This window comes from Streptomyces sp. DH37 (assembly GCF_029813835.1).
Classification (GTDB): Bacteria; Actinomycetota; Actinomycetes; order Streptomycetales; family Streptomycetaceae; genus Streptomyces.
In genome coordinates this window covers 20,798-45,795 of record NZ_JARVKV010000057.1, presented here as the reverse complement: position 1 = coordinate 45,795, position 24,998 = coordinate 20,798, and the positions used below count along the sequence as shown (strand labels likewise).

The following is a 24,998-nucleotide window of genomic DNA, read 5'->3' as shown; positions in this document are numbered from 1 at the left end:
ACCCCCGGGGAACTGATGTGGTGACGCGGTCCGGGGGCGCGCGCACGGCGGGGCCGGTCACCCGAAGGGGATGGTGAGCACCGAGCCGGAGCCCACCTGGAGCTGCGACGGGGCGTTGCCGATGGCGCTCCACACCTCCAGCCGGACGGTTCCGCCCCTGAGGTCGCCGAGGCTTCCCGAGGCCGACCTCAGTCCGGCGCGGGCGGACGCGTACTCCTCCCAGCCGGGCACCGGGTCGGTGGCGAAGTAGCGGTAGGTCTCCACCCGGTCGAAGGTGCCGTCACCGGTCAGGTCGTAGGAGACCCGGGCCTGCTGGCCGAGTCCGACCGCCGTCCCCGCGTCCACCTTCAGCCGGAAGTCGGTGGTCCCGCCGGACCGGTGGCTGCCGTTGACGTTGCGGATCTCGTAGACGAGCGGCCGGTACGGGGTGCCGTCCCGGTTGACGCCGTCCGCCGAGGGGATGGTGTCGCCGGTCGGGGTGGCGGCCGCGGTGGTGCTCAGCGTCCCGCCGGAGCGCGGGTGGAAGGTGTTGCCGGTGGCGGGCGGGTCGCCGGGGTCGCCCGGGTCCGCCGTACCGGTGCCGGTGGCCGTGGAGCGGGCCGGGACGCTCAGCTTCCCGCCGTCGGAGAACGTCACGGTCACCGCCGAGTCGGAGTGGTTGTGGGCCACGTAGGTGCGGGTGCCGTTCTTCGTGAGGACCGCGGCGGTGGGGCTGTCGGCGGTGACGTCGGTGTCGGGGGCGCCGAGCGCGTCCAGGGTGGTGATCCAGTGGTAGGTGTGGGCCTTCGTCTCGCCCGCCTCCGGACCGTAGCCGCCGTTCTGCGCGTCCCAGAGGGCCTTGGCCTTCGCGGGGTCGGCCAGGGCCTGGAACTCCCAGAGGATGTCGCGCCACTCGACGGCCGGGCCGCCGTTGTTCCGCTCCATCTCGGAGATGCTGCGCCGGATCATGTCCTTCTTCCGGGCCAGGTGGAGCGAACCCCCGGTCACCGGGAGGACGTTGATGCCGTGGATCTCCTCGGGGTTGGCGGTCCACCAGGTGGAGTAGGCGCCGCCGCTGCCCCACACCATGCCGACGACGTCATGGTTGAAGTTCTGCGGGTAGACGGCCTGGTCGGCGTCGAACCAGTACTGGGCGATGGCCTCGGACTCGGTGGTCAGCAGGTAGACGCCCAGGTCCCGCAGGGAGGTGTCCCCGGTGGCCGCGCCCCACAGGACGAGGCCGGCGCTGAGGTTGATCGACTCCGAGGACGACTCCTGGTTGTTGCCCGCGGCGAAGCCCGCGTGCCCGGCGGCCCAGCTGTGCCCGGCGTAGACGTCGAAGCCGCGCAGGAAGGGGAAGAGCTGGTCGGTGCGGCTGGGGTTGGCGGCGTCCCGGACCAGCGTCTTCACCATGCCGCCCCAGGCGGAGTCCGCCGCCCAGGCCCGGTCGTACTGGGCCACGATCGCCGCGGCCATCACGTAGTACGAGTAGTGGAAGTGGTGGTCGTTGAGCTCCTTGTCGCTGCCGTAGGAGGCGGGGTAGCCGATGAGCGTGCGCCAGTCCCGGTCGTAGGAGAACTCCGAGGGCCCGCCCACGGTGAACCACTCCTGGAGCCGTCCCTTGATCAGCCCGAGCAGCTTGTCGCGGACGGCCGTCTCACCGATCTGGTCGGCGATCGGCACCAGCTGGGCGAGCTTGCCGAGCTGCTTGCCCGTCCAGTAGGTGTCCGTGGCCCCCTGGAACGGGTCGGCGGCGTTCGCCACCTCGTTGAGGTACCCGGTGAGCCGTGCCTTGTCCACGGCGGGCACCCGGGGCAGGCCCGGCAGGACGCCGGTGACCTTCTGGGAGGTGGTGAAGGAGGCGCCCTCGCGGACCTTCATCGTCCCGCGCGGCGAGACGTAGGTGTAGGGGGTCAGCGCGTCGGAGGTGTGCAGCCACTGGTGGCGGTAGAGGGCCTGGAGGGTTCCGCGCTCGCTGCCCTCCTTCGCCGTCGTGGTCAGCGTGTAGGTGGCCTTCATCCGCCCGGCGGCCCGGTCGTAGTTCCAGCTCACCCTGGAGTCGGTGACGAAGCTGAAGGCGTACTTGCGGTAGGTGGCGAGCGCGTCGGTGCTCGGCAGGACGGCCAGCGAGAAGTAGTCCCTGCCGCCCAGGTTCGCGCGGATGTCGGTGCCCGAGACGGTCCAGTCGCTGCCGGTGGGGGCGAACAGCGCGTAGTGGTGGCCGCCGATGGTGACGCCCAGGACGTTGCCCTGGTCGGCGAAGACGTTCGGGGTGCTCGCGGCGGAGATCCGCGCCGCCCCGCCGGTGCCCTGCGCGTACACGTAGGGCATGCCGTGGCCGATGGTGGTGCGCAGGGTGCGGGCGCCGTCGGACCACTGGGGGGTGACGGTCCAGTCGCTCCAGGAGTCGGCCCTGGCGTCCGGCGCGTTGAGCCCCTCCAGGCCGACGGTCAGGTCGCGCTTGTGCGGGAACTCGTACTGGCGGCCGTCGCCCACGATCGCGGGGGAGGTGGGGTAGCCGACCTCCAGACCGCCGGAGACGGCCCGGTAGGTGAGCGGGTGGCCGTACATGTTCTCGGAGTACGGGTTGTCGGGGTACCGCTGGAAGGCCAGGGAGGACCACCAGTCGTTGGTGGGCACCGGCTTGCCCGCGGCGGCGGAGGTGACCTTCGGCTTGACGGGGGCGCCGGTGTTGTTCTCCGGGCCTGCGGCTCCGGCGGGGCGGGTGTCGCTGTAACCGCCCTGTCCGACGGGGACGGTGGCGGCCGTGGCGCTGCCCGCCCCGACGACGCCGAGGCCGGTGGCGGCGGCGGCCGTGGCCACCACCGCCGCCAGCAGCGCGGCGGGACGTCTGCGGAATCTCATGAACGGCTCCTCGTGGGGGTGGGGGTGGGGGTGGGGGATGTGGGGGTTCGAGGGTGTGTGAGAGCGCTCTCAGATTCCGGCAACGTAAAGTTCAGCTAAACAAGCGTCAAGATGTTCGACAGAATCGATCTTCAACAGCCGCTGTTCGTTCAAAAGTTGACGCCGTATCGTCCTTTTCGTCTACCGCCCGGCGCCGGACGCGCCCCGGCGCGCCACACCGGCGGCCACGCCTCCCGGTCGTGCCGCCGCAGCACGGCCGCGGTGCTGCGCGGTTCGTTCCGGGCACGGGGACGGCCGACGGCGGAGGCATCCGGTACGGCCGCGAGCGCCGCCTGTCCCTCCCCCGCTCCGGTCAGGGGTGCGCCGGGCAGGACCGGTACCGGCTCTCGTCCCTGCGGTGGTCGTCCGGCAGGGCGCCCGGGCCGCTCGCGAGTCGGTCGACGGCCGTCCGCCACTTCCGCAGGTGCAGCTCGGACGTGCCACGTCGCAGCGTGAACCGGGTCCCGTCGTGGAAGCACGTCCACGGCGGCTCGTCATCAGGGTGCTCGGCCGCTCGGCCGATGAGTTCCCGGGCCTTGTCCGGCAGGCGACGCGCGTTGCCTGCGTCCGCGTCCGGCGCGCGCCCACGAGCGGCCGTCTGCACGGCCGTCACCCGAACTCCCGGGGAGGCGTACGGGACCGACCGGCGCGGCGGCCGTCCGGCCCTGGTCCCGCGCCGTCCACGCGAGGAACCGGGCGTGCTCGGACGCGAGCCGCCCACCGCGGCCGACCCGCACAACCTCACGCGCACCCCGTACGACGCGGGAGGGGCGACGCCTCCGCACAGGCGCCGCCCCTCCCTTCGGGCGCCGGAGCCGTTGCCCGCCGGGTGAGGGTCGGGGTCGACGGGAGTGGCTCCGGTGTCGGTTGGTCGTCGGGCCGGTCAGGACCGGTTCGGATCGGTCGGGACCGGTTCGGATCGGTCGGGACCGGTTCGGATCGGTGGGGTCAGCGGCTGTCGCTGCCCTCCCCGGTCTCCACCGCCGCCGCCCGGCCCGCCTCCAGGCGGGCGACCGGGATGCGGAAGGGGGAGCAGGAGACGTAGTCCAGGCCGATGCCGTGGAAGAAGTGGACCGACTCCGGGTCGCCGCCGTGCTCGCCGCAGACGCCGAGCTTGAGGTCGGGGCGGGTGCCCCGGCCGGCCGCGACCGCGTTGCGCACCAGCGAGCCGACGCCGTCCCTGTCTATGGTCTCGAACGGCGAGACCCCGAAGATGCCCTTCTCCAGGTAGGCCGTGAAGAAGCTGGCCTCCACGTCGTCCCGGCTGAAGCCCCACACCGTCTGGGTGAGGTCGTTGGTGCCGAAGGAGAAGAAGTCGGCGCACTCGGCGATCTGGCCGGCCGTCACCGCGGCGCGCGGCAGCTCGATCATCGTGCCGAGGAGGAGCTTCAGGTCCACGCCGCGGGCCTGTTCGACCTCGGCGATCACCTTCTCGGCCTCCTCGCGGACGATCTCCAGCTCCTGGACGGTGCCCACCAGCGGGATCATGATCTCCGCGCGCGGGTCGCCCTTGGCGTCGATCCGGTCGGCCGCCGCCTCCGCGATGGCCCGCACCTGCATGGTGAACAGGCCGGGGATGACCAGGCCCAGGCGTACGCCGCGCAGGCCCAGCATCGGGTTCTGCTCGTGGAGGCGGTGGACGGCCTGGAGCAGCCGCAGCTCGTTCTCGTGGGGCTCCCTGCGGGACTCCGCCAGCGCCACCCGCACCGACAGCTCGGTGATGTCGGGGAGGAACTCGTGCAGCGGCGGGTCCAGCAGCCGCACCGTCACCGGCAGGCCGTCCATGGCCTCGAAGAGCTCGACGAAGTCGCCCTTCTGGAGCGGCATCAGGGCGGCCAGGGCCTGCTCGCGCTCGGTTTCGGTGTCGGCCAGGATCAGGCGCTCGACCAGTTCGCGCCGCTCGCCGAGGAACATGTGCTCGGTGCGGCACAGGCCGATGCCCTGGGCGCCGAAGCGGCGGGCGCGGGAGGCGTCCTCGGCGTTGTCGGCGTTGGCGCGCACCCGCAGCCGGCGTACCCGGTCGGCGTACGCCATGATCCGGTGCACGGCCTTGACCAGCTCGTCGGCGTCCTCGGCGCCGGCGTGCATCCGGCCCTCGAAGTACTCCACGACCGGGGAGGGCACGACGGGGACCTCGCCGCGGTAGACCTTGCCGGTGGAGCCGTCGATGGAGATGACGTCGCCCTCCTCGATGACCACCCCGCCCGGCGCGCTCAGGCAGCGCCTCTTGGTGTCCACCTCCAGCTCCTCGGCGCCGCAGACGCAGGTCTTGCCCATGCCGCGGGCGACGACGGCGGCGTGCGAGGTCTTGCCGCCGCGGCTGGTGAGGATGCCCTCGGCGGCGATCATGCCGTCGAGGTCGTCGGGGTTGGTCTCGCGGCGGATGAGGATGACCTTCTCGCCCGAGCGCGACCACTTGATGGCGGTGTAGGAGTCGAAGACGGCCTTGCCGACGGCCGCGCCCGGCGAGGCGGCGATGCCCCAGCCGATCCGCTCGGCCCCGCCGGCGCCGATCCTCGACTCGTCGAAGCGCGGGAACATCAGCTGGGCGAGCTGGGCGCCGTTGACGCGCCGCAGCGCCTCGGCCTCGTCGATCAGGCCCTGGTCCACGAGCTGGGTGGCGATGCGGAAGGCCGCGGCGGCCGTGCGCTTGCCCACCCGGGTCTGGAGCATCCACAGCTTGCCGCGCTCGATGGTGAACTCGATGTCGCACAGGTCCCGGTAGTGGTTCTCCAGGGTCTCCATGATCCGCATGAGCTGGTCGTACGACGTCTTGTCGATCTTCTCCAGCTCGGCGAGCGGCACGGTGTTGCGGATGCCGGCGACGACGTCCTCGCCCTGGGCGTTGGCGAGGTAGTCGCCGTAGACGCCCTGCTGGCCGCTGGCGGGGTCGCGGGTGAAGGCGACGCCGGTGCCGGAGTCGGGGCCGAGGTTGCCGAAGACCATCGAGCAGACGTTGACGGCCGTGCCCAGGTCGTGCGGGATGCGCTCCTGGCGGCGGTAGAGCCTGGCCCGGTCGCCGTTCCAGGAGTCGAAGACCGCGCGGATGGCGAGGTCCATCTGCTCGCGCGGGTCCTGCGGGAAGTCGCGGCCGGTCTGCCCGGAGACGATGCCCTTGAAGGTCTCGACGAGCGTCTTGAGGTCGCCGGCGTCCAGGTCGACGTCGGTGGCCGCGCCCTTGGCCCGCTTGGCCTCCTCCAGCGCCTCCTCGAACAGCTCGCCGTCGACGCCCAGCACGGTCTTGCCGAACATCTGGATGAGGCGCCGGTAGGAGTCCCAGGCGAAACGTTCATCCCCCGCCTGGGCGGCGAGACCGGCCACGGAGGCGTCGGACAGGCCGATGTTCAGGACGGTGTCCATCATCCCCGGCATGGAGAACTTGGCGCCGGACCGGACGGAGACCAGGAGGGGGTCGTCCGCCTGGCCGAGCTTCTTGCCCATCTTCTTCTCGAGCGCGTCGAGGTGCGCACTCACCTCGTCGCGGAGGGCCGGGGGCTCGGAGCCGGAGTCGAGATAGACCTTGCACGCCTCGGTGGTGATGGTGAACCCGGGAGGGACCGGGAGACCGAGGTTCGTCATCTCGGCGAGGTTGGCTCCCTTGCCTCCGAGGAGGTCCTTGAGGTCCTTGTTGCCCTCGGTGAAGTCGTAGACGAACTTCTGGGTTACGTGAGGCTCTTCGTTTTCCGGCACGAGAATCGCGCTCCTCGCTGGATCCCACGGCGGAAGCCGGGGGAAGGCTGCCCTGACGGCGGGGAGCGTACCCAGATCGAAGGATTTCGAGTACGGCCATCGGCAGTCCATGGGGGTGTAACCACCCATCCGCCGAGGGATCGAAAGTAAAGGCCGATTCAAGTGCCGCGAGACGCCCCCTTCACTAGTCGAACCGCCGAACACCCCCGGTGATCGATGGAGCGCTTCACGGTCACTCTCGGCCACCACGGGCGTGATCGCGTGAACGGAAGGGAGGTGGCACTCGGTGCCATCCCTTGGAGAAGTGCAGCGCCCCTCTTGATGCTCATATGAGCGAGCCGTCTATCAGAGTGGCGAGCATCACGCCCTTGACGGACCCCATGTCTCAGCCATTGGACACATACGCGAGCCGTGGCGCTCGGATGAGCGCCCACCGGGCGGTGCTCCCACCCGGCCCCCTCACAGCCCCATGGCCGCCAGCCGGGCGTCCGCCCGCTCGGGCGCGTACAGGTGCTCCACGACCATCGCCCCCGCCCCCACCAGACCCGCCCTCTCCCCCAGCCGGGAGGTGACCACGGTCAGATGGGCGGTGCTGCGGGGCATGGCGCGCTGGTAGAGCAGCTCGCGCACGCCGGTGACGAACGGCGTGCCGGCCAGGTCGCCCGCGACCATCAGCACCCCCGGGTTGAGCACGGTGACGACCGTGACCAGCACCTCCCCCACCCTGCGGCCCGCCTCCCGGGCCAGCCGGACCGCGTCGGGCTGCCCGGCGGCGAGCAGCTCGCGCACCCCGGTCCCGGAGGCGGCCGGGATCCCGGCGGCGGTGAGCCGGCCGGCCAGCGCCCGGCCGCTGGCGACCGCGGCCAGGCACCCGTACGAACCGCACATGCACAGCGCGTCCGGCCGGTCGTGCAGCCGGATGTGCCCGATGTCCCCGGCGCCGCCGTCGATGCCGCGGTACATCTCGCCGCCCACCACGAGCCCCGCGCCGATGCCGGTGGAGACCTTGACCAGCAGGAAGGCGGAGCAGTCGCGCCAGCCGGTGCGCTGCTCGGCGTACGCCATGAGGTTGGCGTCGTTCTCGACCAGCACCACCGGCCCCTCGCCGTCCGCGCCGGTGTGCCTCAGGTACGCCCGCCGCATCCGCTCGGGTATCGGGTAGCGGTCCCAGCCCGGCATGATCGGCGGCTGGACCACCTGCCCGGACTCCCACTCCACCGGCCCGGGCACCGACACCCCGATGCCGCAGACCTCCTCCGGGGCGGCCCCGGCCCGCTCCAGCAGCGGCGGGAACCACCGCGCCACCCGGTCGACCACGTTCTCCGGGCCGTCCTCGATGTTCAGGGGCCCGGTGTGCTCGGCCAGCACCCGGCCGTTCAGGTCCAGCGCGGCGGCCAGCCCGTGCCGGGTCTCCACGTCCACGGCGAGGACCACGGCGTGCGAGCCGTCGAACTCCAGCCGGTTCGAGGGGCGTCCGCCCGCCGGGCCGCCCACGGGCACGGTGGCGCCGTCGCGGATCCAGCCCGCACGGAAGAGCTGGTCGAGGCGGTGGCCGACGGTGGAGCGGGACAGGCCGGTGGCGCGCTGGAGTTCGCCGCGGGTGGTGGCCTGCCCGCTGCGGACCAGCCGCAGCAGGTGCCCCGCGCTGGATTGGTTCCCGGTCATACGGTCATCTTCGCCGCACCTTCCGGCCGCCGCCGTCCCACCCCCGCCGAACGCCCTGCTCAGCCCCCTCTCAGGCCTTGTCCGCCCCGCCGGTCAGGCCCTCGGCGAGCAGCCGCTCGGCGGCGAGGAAGAGCAGGACCACCGGCACGGTGAGCACCACCGAGCCGGCCATCAGCACCGTCTTGGAGACCTCGACGCCGCCCGCGAGCTGCTGGAGGCCGAGCGAGACCGTCCACTTCCCCGGCTCGGCGGTGAGGAAGAGCAGGGCGAACAGGAACTCGTTCCAGGCGATCATGAAGATGTACAGGCCCGTGGCCGTCAGCGAGGGCAGCGCGAGCGGCAGCACCACCGTGCGGACGGTCCGCAGCCGGGAGCAGCCGTCGAGCGCCGCGGCCTCCTCGACGGCGCGCGGCACGGTGAGGAAGTAGTTCCGCAGCATGTACACGGACACGGGCACGGTCTGGGCGACGTAGACGACCGCGAGCCCGGCCAGGCTGCCGTGGAGCCCCATCCTGGCGAACACCACGAACAGCGGCACCGCCAGCAGGGTGGCCGGGAAGAGGTAGACGGCCAGGAAGAGGGCGCTGACGTGCCGGCCGCCGAAGAAGCGCAGCCTGCCGACGGCGTAGGCCCCGGGCACGGCCGCGAGCAGGGTGAGCGCGACGGTGCCCAGCGAGACGGCGGCGGAGTTGGCGAGCATCCGCACGAAGCCCTGGCCGCCCTCCCCGGTGGGCCGCAGCACCTCCTCGTACGTGGCGGCGGTCAGCTCCCGCGCGGAGACCCACAGCCGCCCCGGGTCCAGCAGCAGCGCGTCGACCGGCTTCACCGACAGCAGCAGCATGTAGCCGAAGGGGAGGACGGCGGCCAGCGCCAGGAAGGCGGTCACCGCCCACCGCAGGATCCCGAAGATCCTCTCCTCGGCACGCGCGCGGCTCCTCACGCCGCCTCCTCCCGCGCCCGGCGGGCGAGGTACCCGGAGCACAGGCCCAGCGGGACGGCCAGGACGGCGGCCAGGACGAGCGCCTGCGCGGCCGCCGCGCCCACGTCGTAGCGCGCGGTGAGGAACTCGTAGACGCGGACGGCGACGACGTCGGTGCCCGCTCCCCCGCCGGTCAGCAGGTACACGTCGTCGAACTTGCCGAAGGCCATGACGAAGCGCAGCACCGCCAGCAGCGCCACGACCGGCATCAGCTGCGGCAGCAGCACGTACCGGAAGCGCTGGCCGACGGTGGCGCCGTCCACCGTGGCGGCCTCCTCCAGGACGGCGGGCACGGCCTGGAGGCGGGCGAGCAGGAAGAGGAAGGCGAAGGGGAAGTAGCGCCAGGTCTCGAAGGCGATGACGGTCAGCAGGGCGAGCGGGACGTCGAACCCCACTCCCAGCAGGGAGACCCGGTGGTCGCGGGTGGTGAGGAAGGCCGGAGCCCGCTCCCAGCCGAGGAGGTCGCGGCCCCACTCGCCCACGACGCCGTACTGCGGACTGAGCGCCACCTGCCAGACGAAGGCCACGGCGACGACGGGGGCGACGTACGGCAGGAGCATCGCGGCGCGCAGCGGGCCACGGCCCCGGAACGGCCGGCGCAGCGCGAGGGCGGCGGCCAGGCCCAGCGCGATCGATCCGGCGGTGCCTCCGGCGGCGTAGACCAGGGTGGTGCCCAGGCTGCTCCAGAAGCCGGGGGAGCCGAGGACGGCGCCGAAGTTGTCCAGGGTCCAGCGGCCCCGCAGGCCCATGCCCTGGATGTCGGCCAGCCGGGCGTCCTGGAAGGCCAGCAGCACGGTCCACGCGATGGGCAGGACGACGACGGACAGGACGACCAGGAAGGTGGGGGCGGTGAAGGCCAGTCCGGCGCGGTTCTCGCGCCGGGCCGCGGTGAGGGGGCGGCGGGCGCGGCGCGTACGGCGGCGGGTACGGGCCTCTCCCGCTCCGCCGCCGTCCGGCGGTCTCGCCGGGCTCCGCGGTGTGGTCACGGGGGTCATGGGATGCGCACCTCGGGCGTGTGGGTGGGGGCGACGGGGCCGGGCGGGGCTACTCCAGGGACTCGCGCAGGGCGGTGACCTCCTCGTCGGCCGCGCGCGCGGCCTCCTCCGGGGCGAGCCCGCCGCCGGCCATGGCGCTGACGGCCCGGGGCACGGGCAGCTCGCCGCCCATGGCGCCGACGAGCACGCCCTGGCCCCGTCCGATGCCCCAGCGCCTCATCCCCCCGACCCCGTCCACGAGCCGGTCGAGGAGTTCGGGCGGGTACACCCGGTCCATCGGCACGCGCTCGTCCACGCCGAGGTCGCTGGAGCGCCAGGCGCGCAGGAAGGCGTCCGGGTCGCCGGGGGTCCCGGTGCGGACCGGGATCTTGCCCTCGGGCGCCATGCCGAACCAGTCCCGGTAGCCGTCGCCCATCATGTACTCGATGAAGGCCCGCGACGCCTCCGTCTCGGCCGACCTGGTGACGGCCCAGGAGGTGATCTCGCCGAACCGGGCCGGGCCGGCGCCGTCCGGTCCCTCCAGCGCGGTGACGATCCCGCTGTTCTCCGCGAGGAAGCGGCGGTCCTCCCCGCACTCCGGGCAGCCGGGCAGGGCGTCCTCGCGCAGCCCGGCCAGCTCGTCGAGGACGAAGGAGGACCAGAGGAGGAGCGAGGAGGAGCCGGAGAAGTAGGTGGCGCGGGTGGAGTCCACGGTCTGGGCGCCGGGAGCGCCGTACTCGCGGGCGAGGGTGCCGTACGCGGCGAAGGCCCGGCGGCAGGGCGGGGAGTCCAGCACCACCTCCCCGTCGGCGCGGACCAGCTCGCAGCCGTTCGCCAGGGCCAGGCCCTCGAAGCTCTGCTGGGTGGCCGCGTCGCCGGGGTCGGTGGCCAGGGAGATCCCGGCGCGCTCCCCCGTGTCCAGCTCCTCCGCCGCCCGCAGCAGGTCGCGGTAGGTGTCGGGGACGGGCAGGCCCTTCTGCGCCAGCCGGTCCTTCCGGTACAGGAGCAGGTGCAGCCAGGCGTCGGAGGGGACCGCCAGCCGCCGTCCGCCGTCGGCGGTCAGCCGCAGCGCGCCCGCGCCGAAGGTGTCCTCGTCCAGGGCGCGCACGACGTCGCCGGCGGCGGCGGTGTCGAGCAGGTCGTTGGCGTGCATCTGCCACACCTGGCCCAGCGGCACCGCGCCGATGACATCGGGCAGCCCGCCCGCCGCCGCGGCCGACATCACCAGTTGCGGGAGCTGGTCCTCGGCGACGCCGACCAGCTCGACCCCGATGCCGCTCTCCGCCTCGAAGCGGGCGACGGCCTTCCGCGTGGCGGCCATCCGCGGCGGGAGGTTCTCCAGGGACCACACCGTGATCCTGCCGTCGGGCGCGGCCCCGGTCGCGCCCCCGCAGCCCGGCAGCGCGCCCGCGGCGAGCGCGGCGGCCAGCGCGGCGACGGCCGTACGCCGCGGCCGGCGGGCGTGCGCGCGTTCCCGCGCCCTCCGTCCGCGCTCCCCCGTGCTTCGCTCGCGCGCCCCTCGTGTGTCAGGTCTCACAGCACCACTTCTGCCTTTCGGCGAGACAGAACCCTAGGCTTACAGAGGCGTAACCTAGGAGTCGCACAGACACCGGAGTTCTCGTGGAGCGCGTCGCTCAGTTCACCGAAACACCCCCTTCGCACGCCGTCCCGAAGGACCTGAAGGGCCCGGAGGACCCGAAGGACCCGAAGGAGGGGCCGCGGCCACCGGCCGGGCACCCACGGCCCCGCGCACCGCACTCCGCCGCTCGCTCCGCCGCGGGCCGGGCGATCCGATGAGGCCCCTTCCGGCCCCCCTCTCCACCGCCCGTCCGTTCGTCCCCGCCCAGAGGTCACCGGTCGGCGTCACCGCCCCGGAGCTGCGCCGGGCCGCGTGCCAGGTGCTGCTGCGCAACTGGACGGGCGCCTCGACCGTCCCCTCGCGGAGCCTGTACCCGCACCAGTGGAGCTGGGACTCGGCGTTCGTCGCGATCGGCCTGCGCCATCTGTCGGCGCCGCGCGCCCAGCGCGAGCTGGAGACGCTGCTGGCCGCCCAGTGGGGCGACGGCCGCGTCCCGCACATCGTCTTCAACCCGTCCGTGCCGCTCGGCGCGTACTTCCCCAGCCCGGACTTCTGGCGCTCCTCGGCCGCCGGAGCCGGCGCCGGGGCGCCGGAGCACATCGAGACCTCGGGGATCGTGCAGCCGCCCGTCCACGCGCTCGCCGCCTGGCTGGTGCACCGCGCCGACCCGGCGACCTCGCGGCGACGCGGCTTCCTCAGACGCCTCTACCCCCGGCTGGCCGCCTGGCACCGCTACCTCACCGAGCACCGCGACCTGGGCGGGCACGGGCTGGTGTCGGTCGTCCACCCGTGGGAGCCCGGCATGGACAACAGTCCGGCCTGGGACGGCCCGCTCTCGCGCGTCGAGCCGGCCGACCCCTGCTCCTTCCGCCGCTGCGACCTCGACCACGGCTCGGCCGCCGACCGCCCCACCGACCTGGACTACGGCCGGTACGTGCGGCTGGCCGCCGACTACCGCGACCACGGCTACCGGGACGCCGACGCCCCGCACCCGTTCGCGGTGGAGGACCCCGGCGTCAACGCCCTGCTGATCGCCTCCGAGCACGCGCTCGCGGAGATCGCCGCCGAGGTCGGGGCCGAACCGGGAGGTGATCCCGGCGGCCACCGCAGACGGGCCGCGCGGCTGACCGCCGCCCTGGTGAGCCGCCTGTGGGACGAGGAGACCGGGCTGTTCCTCTGCCGCGACGTGCGCGCCGGGGAGCCGATCCGGGAGCGCAGCGCCGCCGGGCTGGTGCCGCTGGTCGTCCCGGGCCTGCCGCGCGAGGTCGTCCGCACGCTGCTGGGCACCATCGGCGGCGAGCACTTCGGCCTGGGCGACACGGTGCGGCTGGTGCCCAGCTACGACCTGAAGGGCCACGCCTTCGACTCGTGCCGCTACTGGCGCGGGCCGGCCTGGTTCAACGTCAACTGGCTGGTGGAGCGGGGCCTGAGGCAGTACGGGCACACCACGCGGGCCGACTCGCTGCGCGCCTCGGTGCTGGCGTCGGCCGCCGCGTCCGGCTTCGCCGAGTACGTGGACCCGCACACCGGGGCGGGCCGCGGGGCACGGGAGTTCAGCTGGACGGCGGCGCTCGCCCTGGACCTGCTCTCCCGCAGCGCCGACCGGTCCGCGGACCGCGCGGCGGTGCGCACCGGGATGCGCGTCGGGGCGCTGGTGCGCGACGGCGCGGCCGGCTGAGCCGGCCGCGCCCGGGGGCGCGGGGCGCGCCCGGCCGGCGGCTCAGCCGCCGGAGGTGTCCAGCTCGGCGTCGGCCGCGACGCCCGCGCGGTCGTAGGGGTCGTCCAGCCAGCCGTCGGGCAGGACGACCCGGTTGCGGCCGGAGGTGCGCCCGCGCGGGCCGTCGGCGCCCTTCGGCCACGGCTGGTCCAGGTCGAGCTCGCCCAGCAGGTCCTCCAGCTCGGCGAGGGAGGAGGCCACGGCCAGCCTGCGGCGCATCTCGGAGCCGACCGGGAAGCCCTTGGTGTACCAGGCGACGTGCTTGCGGAAGTCGATCACCCCGCGCGCCTCGTCCTCCAGCCACTCCCCCAGCAGCCGGGCGTGCCGCAGCATCACCGCGGCGACCTCGCGCAGGGTGGGCTCGGCGCGCTCGGGCCTGCCCTCGCAGGCGGCCACCAGATCGCCGAAGAGCCACGGCCGGCCCAGGCAGCCGCGTCCGACCACGACGCCGTCGCAGCCGGTCTCGCGCATCATCCGCACCGCGTCGTCGGCCGACCAGATGTCGCCGTTGCCCAGCACCGGGATCTCGGGCACGGCCTCCTTCAGGGCGGCGATGGCGTCCCAGTCGGCGGTGCCGCCGTAGTGCTGGGCGGCGGTGCGGCCGTGCAGGGCGACGGCGGTGACGCCCTCCTCGACGGCGATGCGCCCGGCGTCGAGGTAGGTCAGGTGGTCGTCGTCGATGCCCTTGCGCATCTTCATGGTCACCGGCAGCCCGCCGGCGCCGGTGACGGCCTCGCGCAGGATGGCGCGCAGCAGGTTCCGCTTGTACGGCAGCGCCGAGCCGCCGCCCTTGCGGGTCACCTTGGGCACCGGGCAGCCGAAGTTGAGGTCGATGTGGTCGGCCAGGTCCTCGTCGGCGATCATGCGGACGGCCTTGCCGACGGTCGCCGGGTCCACGCCGTAGAGCTGGATGGAGCGCGGCTTCTCGGTCTCGGCGAAGTGGATGAGCCGCATGGTCTTGGCGTCCCGCTCGACCAGCGCCCGGGTGGTGATCATCTCGCTGACGAACAGGCCCCGGCCGCCGCTGTACTCACGGCACAGCGTCCGGAACGGCGCGTTGGTGATCCCGGCCATCGGCGCGAGGACCACGGGCGGCCGGACCGTGTGCGGGCCGATGGCGAGCTGCTGTGACATGGGCGTGGGCATCCTCGTGGTCGCTCGGCGGAGGGGGACGATCCTCCATTGTCCCCCATCCGGCCCGGTCCCCCGCGCCCGGTCAGTGCCCCAGGAGCGCGGTGGTGAAGACGGCGAGGAAACCGGCCATCCCGATCAGCCCGAGGATCCAGGGCGCGGGGCTCAGCCGCTGCCCGCCGGCGCGGCGCGCCCCGTGCTCGGCCAGGTGGTGGGCGGCCTCGGAGGCCGCCTCGGCGCGGGCGAGGCGGCGGGCCGTGAACCGGTGGTCGCAGGTGCCGCAGACGAGGTGGCGCGCGTCCCCCGTGCCGCGGCGGAAGCACAGGTCCCGGGTGATCCGCACCTCGTGGATGCGCCCGTCCGCGCCGTAGCCGCTGATCGTGCTCGTGGTCACCGTGCCCGTGGTCAGCATCTGTCCCCCTTTGCCGTCCGGATCCCACCCGTGGCGTGCCCGGCCGATTCTGGAGGGAGGCGCGCTCCGGCGCCAGGGCCGAGTGGGGCAGCGTTCGCAGCCGGCTGGTTTCCGGATCCCGGCAAGGCGGGCCGGGGAGGGGGCCCGCGGGCGGAACGCAACGGGGGCCTTCCGGATCCGTGGTGCCGGATCCGGAAGGCCCCCGGTCGCGCGTACGGGGCTCAGCAGCCGATCAGACGGCCCGCGAGGTAGGACTCGATCTGGTCGAGCGAGACGCGCTCCTGCTTCATGGTGTCGCGCTCGCGCACCGTCACGGCGTTGTCGTCGAGGGTGTCGAAGTCGACGGTGACGCAGAACGGCGTGCCGATCTCGTCCTGGCGGCGGTAGCGGCGGCCGATGGCGCCGGCGTCGTCGAACTCGATGTTCCAGTGCCGGCGCAGCGTGTCCGCCAGGCCCTTGGCCTTCGGGGAGAGCTGCGGGTTGCGCGACAGCGGCAGGACGGCGACCTTGACCGGCGCCAGGCGCGGGTCGAGGCGCATCACGACGCGCTTCTCCATCTTGCCCTTGGCGTTGGGCGCCTCGTCCTCGGTGTAGGCGTCCAGCATGAAGGCCAGCATCGTGCGGCCCACACCGGCGGCCGGCTCGATGACGTACGGGGTCCAGCGCTCGCCGGCCTCCTGGTCGAAGTACGACAGGTCCTGGCCGGAGGCCTTGGAATGCGAGGTGAGGTCGTAGTCGGTGCGGTTGGCCACGCCCTCCAGCTCGCCCCACTCGCTGCCGCCGAACTGGAAGCGGTACTCGATGTCGGCGGTGCGCTTGGAGTAGTGGGAGAGCTTCTCGGCCGGGTGCTCGTACCAGCGCATGTTCTCCTCACGGAGACCCAGGCCGGTGTACCAGTTCCAGCGCTGCTCCATCCAGTACTCGTGCCACTTCTCGTCCTCGCCCGGCTTGACGAAGAACTCCATCTCCATCTGCTCGAACTCGCGGGTGCGGAAGATGAAGTTGCCCGGAGTGATCTCGTTCCGGAAGGACTTGCCCATCTGCGCGATGCCGAACGGCGGCTTGCGGCGCGAGGTCTGCTGCACCTGGGCGAAGTTGGTGAAGATGCCCTGCGCGGTCTCGGGCCGCAGGTACGCGACCGAGCCGGAGTCCTGGGTCGGGCCGAGGTGCGTGGACAGCAGGCCGGAGAACTGCTTGGGCTCGGTGAACTGGCCCTTGACGCCGCAGTTGGGGCAGTTGACGTCCGACAGGCCGGCGGCGGGGAGGCGGCCGTGCTTGGCCTCGTACGCCTCCTCCAGGTGGTCGGCGCGGAACCGCTTGTGGCACGAGGTGCACTCGGTCAGCGGGTCGGTGAAGGTGGCGACGTGGCCGGAGGCGACCCACACCTCGGAGGCGAGGATGACCGACGAGTCGATTCCGACCACGTCGTCGCGCGAGGTGACCATGTAGCGCCACCAATGGCGCTTGATGTTCTCCTTCAGCTCCACGCCCAGCGGACCGTAGTCCCAGGCGGCCCGCTGGCCGCCGTAGATCTCGCTGCAGGGGTAGACGAAGCCACGGCGCTTGCTGAGGCTGACGATGGTGTCGATCTTGTCGGCGGCCACGGTGCTCTCTTCGATACAGACGACGGAATACCTCAGGTTACCGGCGATGACGGGGGCCGGATCAAATCGGTTCGGGGTTCGGACCGGAGGCGCCGGAAACCCGGCGGCGGACGGGGGGCGCCCTCGCCGGATCCCTTCATCTCCTTTGACAATCATTTCCAACTAGGGTGAAAATGGGTGTCATGAACGCTCGACGCCGTCCTCTCATATCCCGCTCCGGCCCCCGCGCCGCCTCCCGCGCCGCGCTGGCCGGAGCCGTCGGAGCCACCGCCCTGAGCATGCTCGGCCTGACGGCCTGCGGCACCGGGGCGGGTGAGGACGCGAGCGACGGGATCGACGTCGTCGCCTCGTTCTACCCGATGCAGTTCCTCGCCGAGGAGATCGGCGGGGAGCACGTGTCGGTCAGCTCCCTGGTCGGGCCCGGCGTCGAGCCGCACGACCTGGAGCTGAGCCCGAAGCAGACCGCCGAGCTGGGCGAGGCCGACCTCGTCGTCTACCTCAAGGGGTTCCAGCCGGCCGTCGACAAGGCGATCGAGCTGTCCGGGGTGGAGAACGTCGCCGAGGCCACCTCCTACACCGAGGTGGAGGAGCAGGGCTCGGGCCACGAGGAGGAGCACGCCTCCGAGCACGCCTCCGAACCCGAGGAGGAGCACGCTTCTGAGCACGGGGAGGAGCACGCCTCCGAGCACGGGGAGGAGCACACCTCCGAGCCCGAAGGCAGGCACGAGGGCCACGACCACGGCCATGACCACGACCACGGCGGCGGGGGCGCCGGCGACCCGCACCTCTGGCTCGACCCGGTGAAGTACGCCGGGATCGCCGAGGGGGTCGGCGAGGCCCTGGCGAAGGCGGACCCGGACCACGCCGCCGACTACCGGAAGAACGCCGACGCGCTGGCGAAGAAGCTGAGGGGCCTGGACGCGGACTTCCGCGAGGGCCTGCGGAACCGCACGACCGACACCTTCGTCACCACCCACGCCGCCTTCGGCCACCTCGCCAAGCGCTACGGCCTCCACGAGGAGTCCATCGCCGGCCTCGACCCCGAGTCCGAGCCCAGCGGCGCGAGAATGAGGGAACTGCAGCAGGTCGCCAAGGAGGACGGGGTCAGCACGGTCTTCTTCGAGACGGAGGCGGGCGACCGCACCGCGAAGACCCTCGCCGACGACCTCGGGCTGCGGACCGATGTCCTCGACCCGGTCGAGGGGATCACCGACGCCTCCCGGGGCGACGACTACATCGAGATCATGCGGGCCAATCTTCAAGCCCTGCGGAAGGCGCTCGGCGCCCGGTGAGGAGGCCACCCATGACGGAGGCGGACGAGCACACCACGGCGAAGGCCCCGGTGCTGTCCCTGCGGGGCGTGACCGCCTCGCTCGGGGCGCGTCCGGTGCTGCGCGGCATCGACCTGGCCGTGGGGCGCGGGGAGGTCGTGGCCCTGCTCGGCGCGAACGGTTCGGGGAAGTCCACGACCGTGCGGGCCGCCGTCGGCCAGGTGCAGACGTCGGGCGGCGAGCTGGAGCTGTTCGGCACCCCGCTGCGGCGCTTCCGCGACTGGCGCCGCGTGGGGTACGTGCCGCAGCGTTCGACCGCCGCCGCCGGCGTGCCCGCGACCGTGCGCGAGGTCGTCGCCTCCGGGCGGCTGGCCCGCAGGCGGCTGGGGCCGCTGGGACGCGGCGACCGGGCGGCGGTGCGCGGGGCCCTGGAGCTGGTCGGGCTGGCCGACCGGGCCGGGGACTCGGTGAGCGCGCTCTCCGGCGGCCAGCACCAGCGCGTGCTGATAGCCCGCGCGCTGGCCGGCGAGCCCGAGCTGCTGGTCATGGACGAGCCGCTCGCCGGGGTGGACCTGCTCAGCCAGCGCGTCCTGGCCGACGCGCTGCGCGAGCAGGCCGCCCGGGGCGTCTCCGTCCTGCTGGTCCTGCACGAGCTGGGCCCGCTGGCCCCGCTGATCGACCGGACGGTCGTCCTCCACGACGGCCGGGTCGAGCGCGTGGACGGCACCGCCCACCTCCACGACCAGGCGTGCCACCCGCACGCCGACCCCTCCGCCGAACCGACCCGGACCGGACTGCTGACATGACCGAAATCCTCCAGCCCGCCTTCATGCAGCGCGCGCTCCTCGCCGCGCTGCTGGTCGGCGTCGCGGCCCCCGCCATCGGGATCTACCTCGTCCAGCGCCGCCAGGCGATCATGGGCGACGGCATCGGGCACGTGGCCCTCACCGGCGTGGCGCTCGGCTTCCTGCTGAGCACCAGCCCGGTGTGGACGGCCGTGGTGGTCGCCTCGCTCGGCTCGGTCGCGATGGAGCTGATCCGCTGGTACGGCAGGACGCGCGGCGACGTGGCCCTGGCGATGCTCTTCTACGGCGGCATGGCGGGCGGCGTCCTGATCATCAACCTGGCGCCGGGCGGCACCACGGCCGACCTCCTCTCCCCGCTCTTCGGCTCCGTCATGACCGTCTCGCCCGAGGACGTCACGGCCATCGTGGTGCTGTCGGTCCTCGCCCTGGCGGTCTCCTTCGGACTGCGGCGGCAGCTGTTCGCCGTCTGCCAGGACGAGGAGTTCGCCCGGGTCACCGGGCTGCCGGTGCGGCTGCTCAACCTCTTGCTGGCCGTCACCGCCGCCGTCACCGTGACCGTGGCCATGCGGGTGGTGGGCCTGCTGCTGGTGAGCGCCCTGATGGTGATCCCGGTGGCCGCGGCCCAGCAGGTCACGCGCGGCTTCGCGACCACCATGGGGTTCGCGGTGGGCATCGGCGTGCTGGTGTCCGTGTCCGGCACCGTCACCTCGTACTACGCCGACGTACCGCCCGGCGCCACCATCGTGTTGCTGGCCATCGTGCTGTTCGCCCTCCTCTCGGCGGCCGCCCCGCTGCTGAACCGCGCGCGGCTGAGGACGCGGGCGCGGGACGAGGCGGCGTCCGGCCGGGAGGAGCGGGAGGGGGACCGGGAGACGGCGAGAGGCGCTACCGTCGTCCGGTGACCGGCGGCCGTCGGCGGGGCCGGTGACACCGCCGGTCGGGGGTACACCCCGGCAGCGCCCGCCGCGCCTGGCACAATGGCCGATCAGCTACGCGAGGTAGCGCCGACTCTAGGAGGCAATGGTGGCGACCGCAGGTCCCCCCGTACGCGGCCGGTCGACCCGGCAGCGCGCCGCTGTGGCGGCGGCTCTCAGCGAGGTCGACGAGTTCCGCAGCGCCCAGGAGCTGCACGACATGCTCAAGCACCGCGGCGACTCCGTCGGCCTGACCACCGTCTACCGCACCCTCCAGTCGCTCGCCGACGCGGGCGAGGTGGACGTGCTGCGCACCGACGAGGGCGAGGCCGTCTACCGCCGGTGCAGCAGTGACGACCACCACCATCACCTGGTCTGCCGGAGCTGCGGCAAGGCCGTGGAGGTGGAGGGTCCCGCGGTGGAGAAGTGGGCCGACTCCATCGCCGCGGAGAACGGCTTCGTGGACGTGGCCCACACCATCGAGATCTTCGGCACCTGCGGCGAGTGCGCCGCCGCGGGCCGCGCCAAGGCCTGACGGCCGGCGCCCGTACGCGCCGGCCGCCGCACGTGCCCGGTCGGAGCCGCGGCTCCGACCGGGCACGTGCGCGTGCTCAGGCCTGCGGCGGCACGGTCTCCTCCCGGGGCGCGGCCCCGGGCGCGACGGGCTCCGCCCCGCCGAAGCGGCGGTCGCGGCGGGCGTACTCCAGGCAGGCGTCCCACAGGTTGCGGCGGTCGAAGTCCGGCCACAGCACGTCCTGGAAGACCATCTCGGCGTAGGCGCTCTGCCAGATCAGGTAGTTGGACGTGCGCTGCTCGCCCGAGGGCCGCACGAAGAGGTCCACGTCCGGCATGTCCGGGTAGTACAGGTACCTCGCGACGGTCTTCTCGTTCACCTTCGACGGGTCCAGCCGCCCGGCCCGCACGTCCGCCGCGATGGCCGCCGCCGCGTCGGCGATCTCGGCCCGGCCGCCGTAGTTGACGCAGAAGTACAGCGTCATGGCGTCGTTGCCGACGGTCTGCTCCTGCGCCACCTGGAGCTCCTGGACGACCGACTTCCACAGCTTGGGCATCCGGCCGACCCAGCGGATGCGGATGCCGAGCGCGTCCATCTCGTCGCGCCGGCGGCGGATGACGTCGCGGTTGAAGTTCATCAGGAAGCGCACCTCCTCGGGGGAGCGCTTCCAGTTCTCGGTGGAGAAGGCGTACAGGGAGAGGTTCTTGACGCCCATCTCCAGGCAGCCCTTGAGCACGTCCATGACGACGCCCTCGCCGACCTTGTGCCCCTCGGTGCGCGGCAGCCCGCGCTGCTTGGCCCAGCGGCCGTTGCCGTCCATGACGATCGCCACGTGGTTCGGCACCAGGTCGGCGGGGATCCGCGGCGGGCGCGCGCCGGAGGGGTGCGGTTCGGGGGTGAGGTACTCGCGACGCTGCCGGGACAGCATTCCGCGCCGTGCCATGCGGTTCATCTCCAGTCGGGCGGGGCCGGGGAAGGCCGCGCCTGGGTAAGGACGGGGCAGGGTTACGGGGAGCGTAGCCGGTCGGCTCTCCTCAGGTCTTCTCGACGTAGCGCAGCGAGCGCAGGCCGCGCTCCAGGTGCCAGTGCAGGTACGCCGAGACCAGGCCGCCGCCCTCGCGCACGTGCCGGGCCTCGGCGGCGTCGGCGGTCGCCCAGTCGCCCGTCAGCAGCGCGCCCAGCAGCCGCAGCGCCTCGGGGGAGGGCACGACGCTGCCCGGCCTGCGGCAGTCGGCGCACACCACGCCGCCGGCGGCGACGGAGAAGAACCGGTTGGGGCCCGGCAGCCCGCACTGGGCGCAGTCGTCGAAGCTGGGCGCGTAGCCGCCGACGGCCAGGGAGCGCAGCAGGAAGGCGTCCAGCACCAGGGCCGGACTGTGCTCGCCCGCGGCGAGGGTGCGCAGGCCGCCGATCAGCAGCAGGTACTGCTGGACGTTCGGCTCGCCCTCGTGGTCGGTGAACCGCTCGGCCGTCTCCAGCATGGCCGTCCCGGCGGTGTAGCGGGCGTAGTCGGTCACGATGTTCCGGCCGTACGGCGCGATGGTCTCGGTCTGGGTGCACAGCGGCAGGCCGCGGCCGACCAGGTCGCTGCCGCGCGCGAAGAACTGGATGTCGACGTGGGAGAACGGCTCCAGCCGCGCCCCGAACTTCGACTTGGTGCGCCGCACCCCCCGGGCCACCGCCCGCACCCGCCCGTGTCCGCGCGTGAGCAGCGTGATGATGCGGTCGGCCTCGCCCAGCTTCTGGGTGCGCAGGACCACGCCGTCGTCGCGGAACAGACTCATTCCCCCATTGTCCCCCACCGGACCCCGGCGGGGAGACGGGTCGGGAAGCGGTCGGGAGAGGTCCGGGGAGGTCGGGAAGGTCGGTCGGGAGGGGGTCTCAGGAGGGGGTGGTGCGGGCGGCGTCCAGCAGGCGCTCGGTGTCCTCGCCGCACAGCTGCAGGGTCCGCCCGACAGAGGTCAGCGTCCTGCGCTCGCCGGGGGTGTACGGGCCGTCGGCGAGGGCGATGCGGGCGCCCTGGAGCAGCAGGCCCTCGCGGCCGGGACCGGCGAGGTGCGGGGCGAGCGGTGCCAGGGCCTCGTGCAGCTCGATCTCCATCGTGACGCTGTCGGAGCCGACCGCCGCCAGCAGGGTGATCAGCTGCTCCTCGGAGCATCCGGTGAAGCCGGCGGCCCGGATGCCCTCCACGGCCGCCTCACGGGCCGCCCGGGACTCCGAACCGCCCACCGCGAGCACGGCCAGCGCGACGGTGTGCACGGCGTCGCGGAGCATGGCGCCCAGCCGGGTGGTGGTGGGGTGGTCGAGGGCGTCGGTGCCGAAGTGCCCGCCGCAGGCGGCGCACTCCAGCACGGGACCGGCCTCGCCGCGCGGCAGCACGGGGACGCCGAGCACGACCAGGCGGCGGCGCCCGGTGCGGCGCCTGTAGTTGCGGTCGCCGCCGCAGGAGGGACAGAAGAACTCGCCGTCGTCGACCGTGTGCCATGCCGTACGGACACCCGCCACCCGCAGTCTCCGGCCGTCCCGGCTCCGGGAGTGCACCACTGCCGTACCTCCGTCACGCTCCAGCGCCATTGCCGCGTGGGCGTGATGTTAACCACATTCATGAGGTGCCGTCAGTACCCCGGAAGGCACTCATGGCTTCCCCGTACGGCCCTTGCGGGCCGGGTGGAGCGGTGTACGCGCAGGTCAGCGGGGTCCCGGAGCGCCCGTCGGCCGGGCGGAAACCGCTGCGAAAGCACAGTGCCGACGGGATGCCGACGGCTACACGACGGGGTGCCCGACGGGATGCCCGACGGGATGCCCGGCGGCCGGGGAAAGGGGTCGCGGGCGGGCGGCCCGGACCAGCAGGATGGCGCCCGTGGAGCCCGTAGGAGCAGACGTCACAGGTGTCGCCGACCCGGAGCGCGCGGGGGAGGAGCGGCTTCCCGACGGGAGACCGCTGGGCTGGGCGGAGTGGGGGCCCGAGGACGGCGTCCCCGTGCTGTTCTGCCCGGGCGCGGGCACCAGCCGGCGGCTGGGGTTCGGCGCCGGGGAGGTCGGGGAGCTGGGGGTGCGGCTGATCTCGCTCGACCGGCCCGGCCTCGGCGCCTCCGGCCCGCTCCCCGGGCGCACCTTCGCCGACTTCGCCGAGGACGTCCGCGCGTTCGCCGCCGGGCGGGGCCTGGGACGGCCCGCCATGGTGGGCAACTCCCAGGGCGCTCCGTTCGCCCTCGCCTGCGCCGAGCGGGGCGTGGTGGCGGCGCTCGCGGTGGTCTCCGGGGCGGACGAGGTCGCCGAGCCGCGGTTCGACGGCGTGCTCCCGGAGGAACTGCGGCGGCTGGTCCGCACCGCCGTCGCCGATCCGGCCGCCGCCGAGAGGATCTTCGCCTCCTTCACCCCGCGGGCAATGTGGGACATGGTCATGGCGGGCAGCCCGGAGTGCGATCTGGCGGTCTACCGGCAGCCCGCCTTCGCCGCCGCCTACCGGCGCGCCCTGGAGGAGGGCTTCGCGCGGGGAGCGGGCGGGTACGCCCGCGACACCGCCCTGGCCATGGGCCGCTGGCGCGCCCACGGGCTCGATCCCTCGCGCGTCGCGGTGCCGGTGGACCTCTGGTACGGCGAGGAGGACACCGGCCACTCCCCCGACCGCGGCGCGGGCCTGGCCGACCGCGTCCCCGGCGCCGTGCGCCACGTCGTCCCCGGCATCGGGGGCGCGGTGCTGTGGACGCACGCCGGGGAGATCCTGCGCACCCTGCTGGAGCGGCTGCGGCGGGCTCTCCGTACGGGCGGCGGCCCGGCCGGTCTCACTCCGTGACGGCCGCCTCCGCGGCGAGGCCGGTGAACGCGTTCCACGCCGCCGGGGCGAAGGCGAGCGTCCCGCCCTCCCTGTCCTTGGAGTCGCGTACGTGGACGGCGCCGGGGCCGGTGGCGACCTCGACGCAGTTGCCGCCCTCGTTGCCGCTGTAGCTGCTCTTGAACCATCCCGGCTCTGCGGTAGCGCACGGAGTCTGCTCGATGCTCATGTCTCTCCTGCCGCCTGCTCGATGAGGTGTGCGGATTCTTCCGGAGGCAAAGCCTGCGCCCGGATGATTCCATACCGCTGTGCGAGCACACTCACTCGTTTCCGGTCAGAGACGAGGAAGCTCCCGCTCTGTCCCTCGGAGTAGGCCACGTTGCGGCCGTCCGGAGTTTCCAGCAGGGCGAAGGGGCCGTCCAGGCCCATGTGCGTCTCACGCCGGGTCGGCATGATCTGTACCGAGACGTTGCGCATCTCCGCGCACTCCAGCAGTCGCCGAAGCTGTCCTCTGTGCACCTCCCTCCCCCCGATGGGGCGTCGCAGCACGACCTCCTCGACCACGAAGCCCAGGACGCAGCACGGTTCGCGTTCCAGGAGTTTCTGCCGGTCGACTCGGGCGGCGATGCGGTTCTCGATCTCCTCCCTGTTCAAAGGCGGGCATCGGGCCGAGATCACCGCGCGTACGTGCTCCTCCGTCTGCAACAGCCCTGGCACTGCGTGGTTCTCGTACGAATACAGGCTCACCGCGTCCGCTTCCAGCAGGGCGAAGTCCCGGAACCACGTCGGGTACCGGGACTGGAGCAGGTACGGCAGGCCGGCCCGCAGCAGCCCGTCCGCGCCCAGGATCCGGTCGGTCTTCTCCACGAACTCCTGTTGCGGCATCCGCCGCCCCTGCTCGATGGAGGCGACCGTCGCCTCCGAGTACCCGGTCCGGTCACCGAGTTCCGCGCGGGACAGGCCCGCCCGGTTGCGGAACAGCTTCATCTGGCCGCCGAAGTACCTGAGCGTCGTCGCCCCGTAGTCGATCTGCTCACTCATGTGGCTCCACCCCGTTCGCAGGCTCTCCACCGGCTAACCCGGC

General features: G+C 73.2%; 21 protein-coding genes. 6 read left to right on the top strand and 15 right to left on the bottom strand.

What is annotated here, in order from left to right; genetic code table 11:
• Window positions 1-57: 57 nt before the first annotated feature.
• The 7 genes from QC029_RS23595 to QC029_RS23565 all read right to left on the bottom strand — a co-directional run bounded on the left by QC029_RS23595 (window position 58) and on the right by QC029_RS23565 (window position 11,620).
• On the bottom strand, window positions 58-2,844 hold the full coding sequence (locus QC029_RS23595) for a glycosyl hydrolase (protein WP_279557773.1): 2,787 nt from the start codon (window positions 2,842-2,844) through the stop codon (window positions 58-60).
• 352 nt (window positions 2,845-3,196) lie between these two features.
• Window positions 3,197-3,496 carry a hypothetical protein gene (locus QC029_RS23590; RefSeq protein WP_279557772.1) on the bottom strand — a complete coding sequence of 100 codons (300 nt, stop codon included), beginning with the start codon at window positions 3,494-3,496 and terminating at the stop codon, window positions 3,197-3,199.
• 335 nt (window positions 3,497-3,831) lie between these two features.
• A complete protein-coding gene (gene ppdK, locus QC029_RS23585; RefSeq protein WP_279557771.1) occupies window positions 3,832-6,573 on the bottom strand; it encodes a pyruvate, phosphate dikinase in 2,742 nt (913 codons plus the stop codon).
• Window positions 6,574-7,032: 459 nt separating this feature from the next.
• Window positions 7,033-8,238 carry an ROK family transcriptional regulator gene (locus tag QC029_RS23580; protein WP_279557770.1) on the bottom strand — a complete coding sequence of 402 codons (1,206 nt, stop codon included), beginning with the start codon at window positions 8,236-8,238 and terminating at the stop codon, window positions 7,033-7,035.
• Between the two features lie 70 nt (window positions 8,239-8,308).
• On the bottom strand, window positions 8,309-9,178 hold the full coding sequence (locus tag QC029_RS23575) for a carbohydrate ABC transporter permease (protein WP_279557769.1): 870 nt from the start codon (window positions 9,176-9,178) through the stop codon (window positions 8,309-8,311).
• Window positions 9,175-10,203 (bottom strand): carbohydrate ABC transporter permease, encoded by a 1,029-nt coding sequence (locus QC029_RS23570; RefSeq protein ID WP_279557768.1) that lies wholly within the window; start codon window positions 10,201-10,203, stop codon window positions 9,175-9,177. The genes QC029_RS23575 and QC029_RS23570 overlap by 4 nt, the downstream gene beginning before the upstream one ends.
• 58 nt (window positions 10,204-10,261) lie before the next feature.
• Window positions 10,262-11,620, bottom strand: coding sequence for an ABC transporter substrate-binding protein (locus QC029_RS23565; protein WP_279557776.1), 1,359 nt, complete (start codon window positions 11,618-11,620; stop codon window positions 10,262-10,264).
• A 364-nt stretch (window positions 11,621-11,984) separates the two neighbouring features.
• Here QC029_RS23565 and QC029_RS23560 point away from each other — a divergent pair, with 364 nt between their 5' ends.
• Window positions 11,985-13,448 (top strand): trehalase family glycosidase, encoded by a 1,464-nt coding sequence (locus QC029_RS23560; protein ID WP_279557767.1) that lies wholly within the window; start codon window positions 11,985-11,987, stop codon window positions 13,446-13,448.
• 42 nt (window positions 13,449-13,490) lie between these two features.
• On the opposite strand, the gene dusB is transcribed toward QC029_RS23560, so the two are convergent.
• The 3 genes from dusB to QC029_RS23545 form a co-directional block, all read right to left on the bottom strand.
• Window positions 13,491-14,621 carry a tRNA dihydrouridine synthase DusB gene (gene dusB, locus QC029_RS23555; protein ID WP_279557766.1) on the bottom strand — a complete coding sequence of 377 codons (1,131 nt, stop codon included), beginning with the start codon at window positions 14,619-14,621 and terminating at the stop codon, window positions 13,491-13,493.
• An 82-nt stretch (window positions 14,622-14,703) separates the two neighbouring features.
• Window positions 14,704-15,030: a hypothetical protein gene (locus QC029_RS23550; protein ID WP_279557765.1), complete on the bottom strand. Its 327-nt coding sequence runs from the start codon at window positions 15,028-15,030 to the stop codon at window positions 14,704-14,706.
• Between the two features lie 221 nt (window positions 15,031-15,251).
• Window positions 15,252-16,634, bottom strand: a complete 1,383-nt coding sequence (locus QC029_RS23545) for a glycine--tRNA ligase (protein WP_279557764.1) — start codon at window positions 16,632-16,634, stop codon at window positions 15,252-15,254.
• Window positions 16,635-16,912: 278 nt separating this feature from the next.
• Between QC029_RS23545 and QC029_RS23540 the strand changes: the two genes are divergently transcribed.
• From QC029_RS23540 to QC029_RS23525, 4 genes are all read left to right on the top strand, one after another.
• Window positions 16,913-17,926, top strand: coding sequence for a metal ABC transporter substrate-binding protein (locus QC029_RS23540; RefSeq protein WP_279557775.1), 1,014 nt, complete (start codon window positions 16,913-16,915; stop codon window positions 17,924-17,926).
• An 11-nt stretch (window positions 17,927-17,937) separates the two neighbouring features.
• A complete protein-coding gene (locus tag QC029_RS23535) occupies window positions 17,938-18,711 on the top strand; it encodes a metal ABC transporter ATP-binding protein (protein ID WP_279557763.1) in 774 nt (257 codons plus the stop codon).
• The gene (locus QC029_RS23530; RefSeq protein ID WP_279557762.1) at window positions 18,708-19,613 is read left to right on the top strand and encodes a metal ABC transporter permease; all 906 of its coding nucleotides are present in this window, start codon (window positions 18,708-18,710) and stop codon (window positions 19,611-19,613) included. Before QC029_RS23535 ends, QC029_RS23530 begins: the two co-directional genes overlap by 4 nt.
• A gap of 121 nt (window positions 19,614-19,734) precedes the next feature.
• A complete protein-coding gene (locus QC029_RS23525) occupies window positions 19,735-20,160 on the top strand; it encodes a Fur family transcriptional regulator (RefSeq protein WP_279557774.1) in 426 nt (141 codons plus the stop codon).
• Window positions 20,161-20,236: 76 nt separating this feature from the next.
• Here QC029_RS23525 and QC029_RS23520 read toward each other — a convergent pair whose 3' ends face one another.
• The 3 genes from QC029_RS23520 to QC029_RS23510 form a co-directional block, all read right to left on the bottom strand.
• Entirely contained in the window at window positions 20,237-21,082 is an 846-nt protein-coding gene (locus QC029_RS23520) for an isoprenyl transferase (RefSeq protein ID WP_279557761.1), read from the bottom strand.
• 91 nt (window positions 21,083-21,173) lie between these two features.
• Window positions 21,174-21,923 (bottom strand): DNA repair protein RecO, encoded by a 750-nt coding sequence (recO, locus tag QC029_RS23515; RefSeq protein ID WP_279557760.1) that lies wholly within the window; start codon window positions 21,921-21,923, stop codon window positions 21,174-21,176.
• Between the two features lie 97 nt (window positions 21,924-22,020).
• Window positions 22,021-22,713: a TerB family tellurite resistance protein gene (locus QC029_RS23510; RefSeq protein ID WP_279557759.1), complete on the bottom strand. Its 693-nt coding sequence runs from the start codon at window positions 22,711-22,713 to the stop codon at window positions 22,021-22,023.
• Window positions 22,714-22,999: 286 nt separating this feature from the next.
• Between QC029_RS23510 and QC029_RS23505 the strand changes: the two genes are divergently transcribed.
• Window positions 23,000-23,935 carry an alpha/beta fold hydrolase gene (locus tag QC029_RS23505; RefSeq protein ID WP_279557758.1) on the top strand — a complete coding sequence of 312 codons (936 nt, stop codon included), beginning with the start codon at window positions 23,000-23,002 and terminating at the stop codon, window positions 23,933-23,935.
• Here the strand turns inward: QC029_RS23505 and QC029_RS23500 are convergent.
• Together QC029_RS23500 and QC029_RS23495 are read right to left on the bottom strand one after the other, a co-directional pair.
• Window positions 23,925-24,143 carry a DUF397 domain-containing protein gene (locus QC029_RS23500; protein WP_279557757.1) on the bottom strand — a complete coding sequence of 73 codons (219 nt, stop codon included), beginning with the start codon at window positions 24,141-24,143 and terminating at the stop codon, window positions 23,925-23,927. The genes QC029_RS23505 and QC029_RS23500 overlap by 11 nt on opposite strands.
• Entirely contained in the window at window positions 24,140-24,955 is an 816-nt protein-coding gene (locus QC029_RS23495; protein WP_279557756.1) for a helix-turn-helix transcriptional regulator, read from the bottom strand. Before QC029_RS23495 ends, QC029_RS23500 begins: the two co-directional genes overlap by 4 nt.
• Window positions 24,956-24,998: the final 43 nt, after the last annotated feature.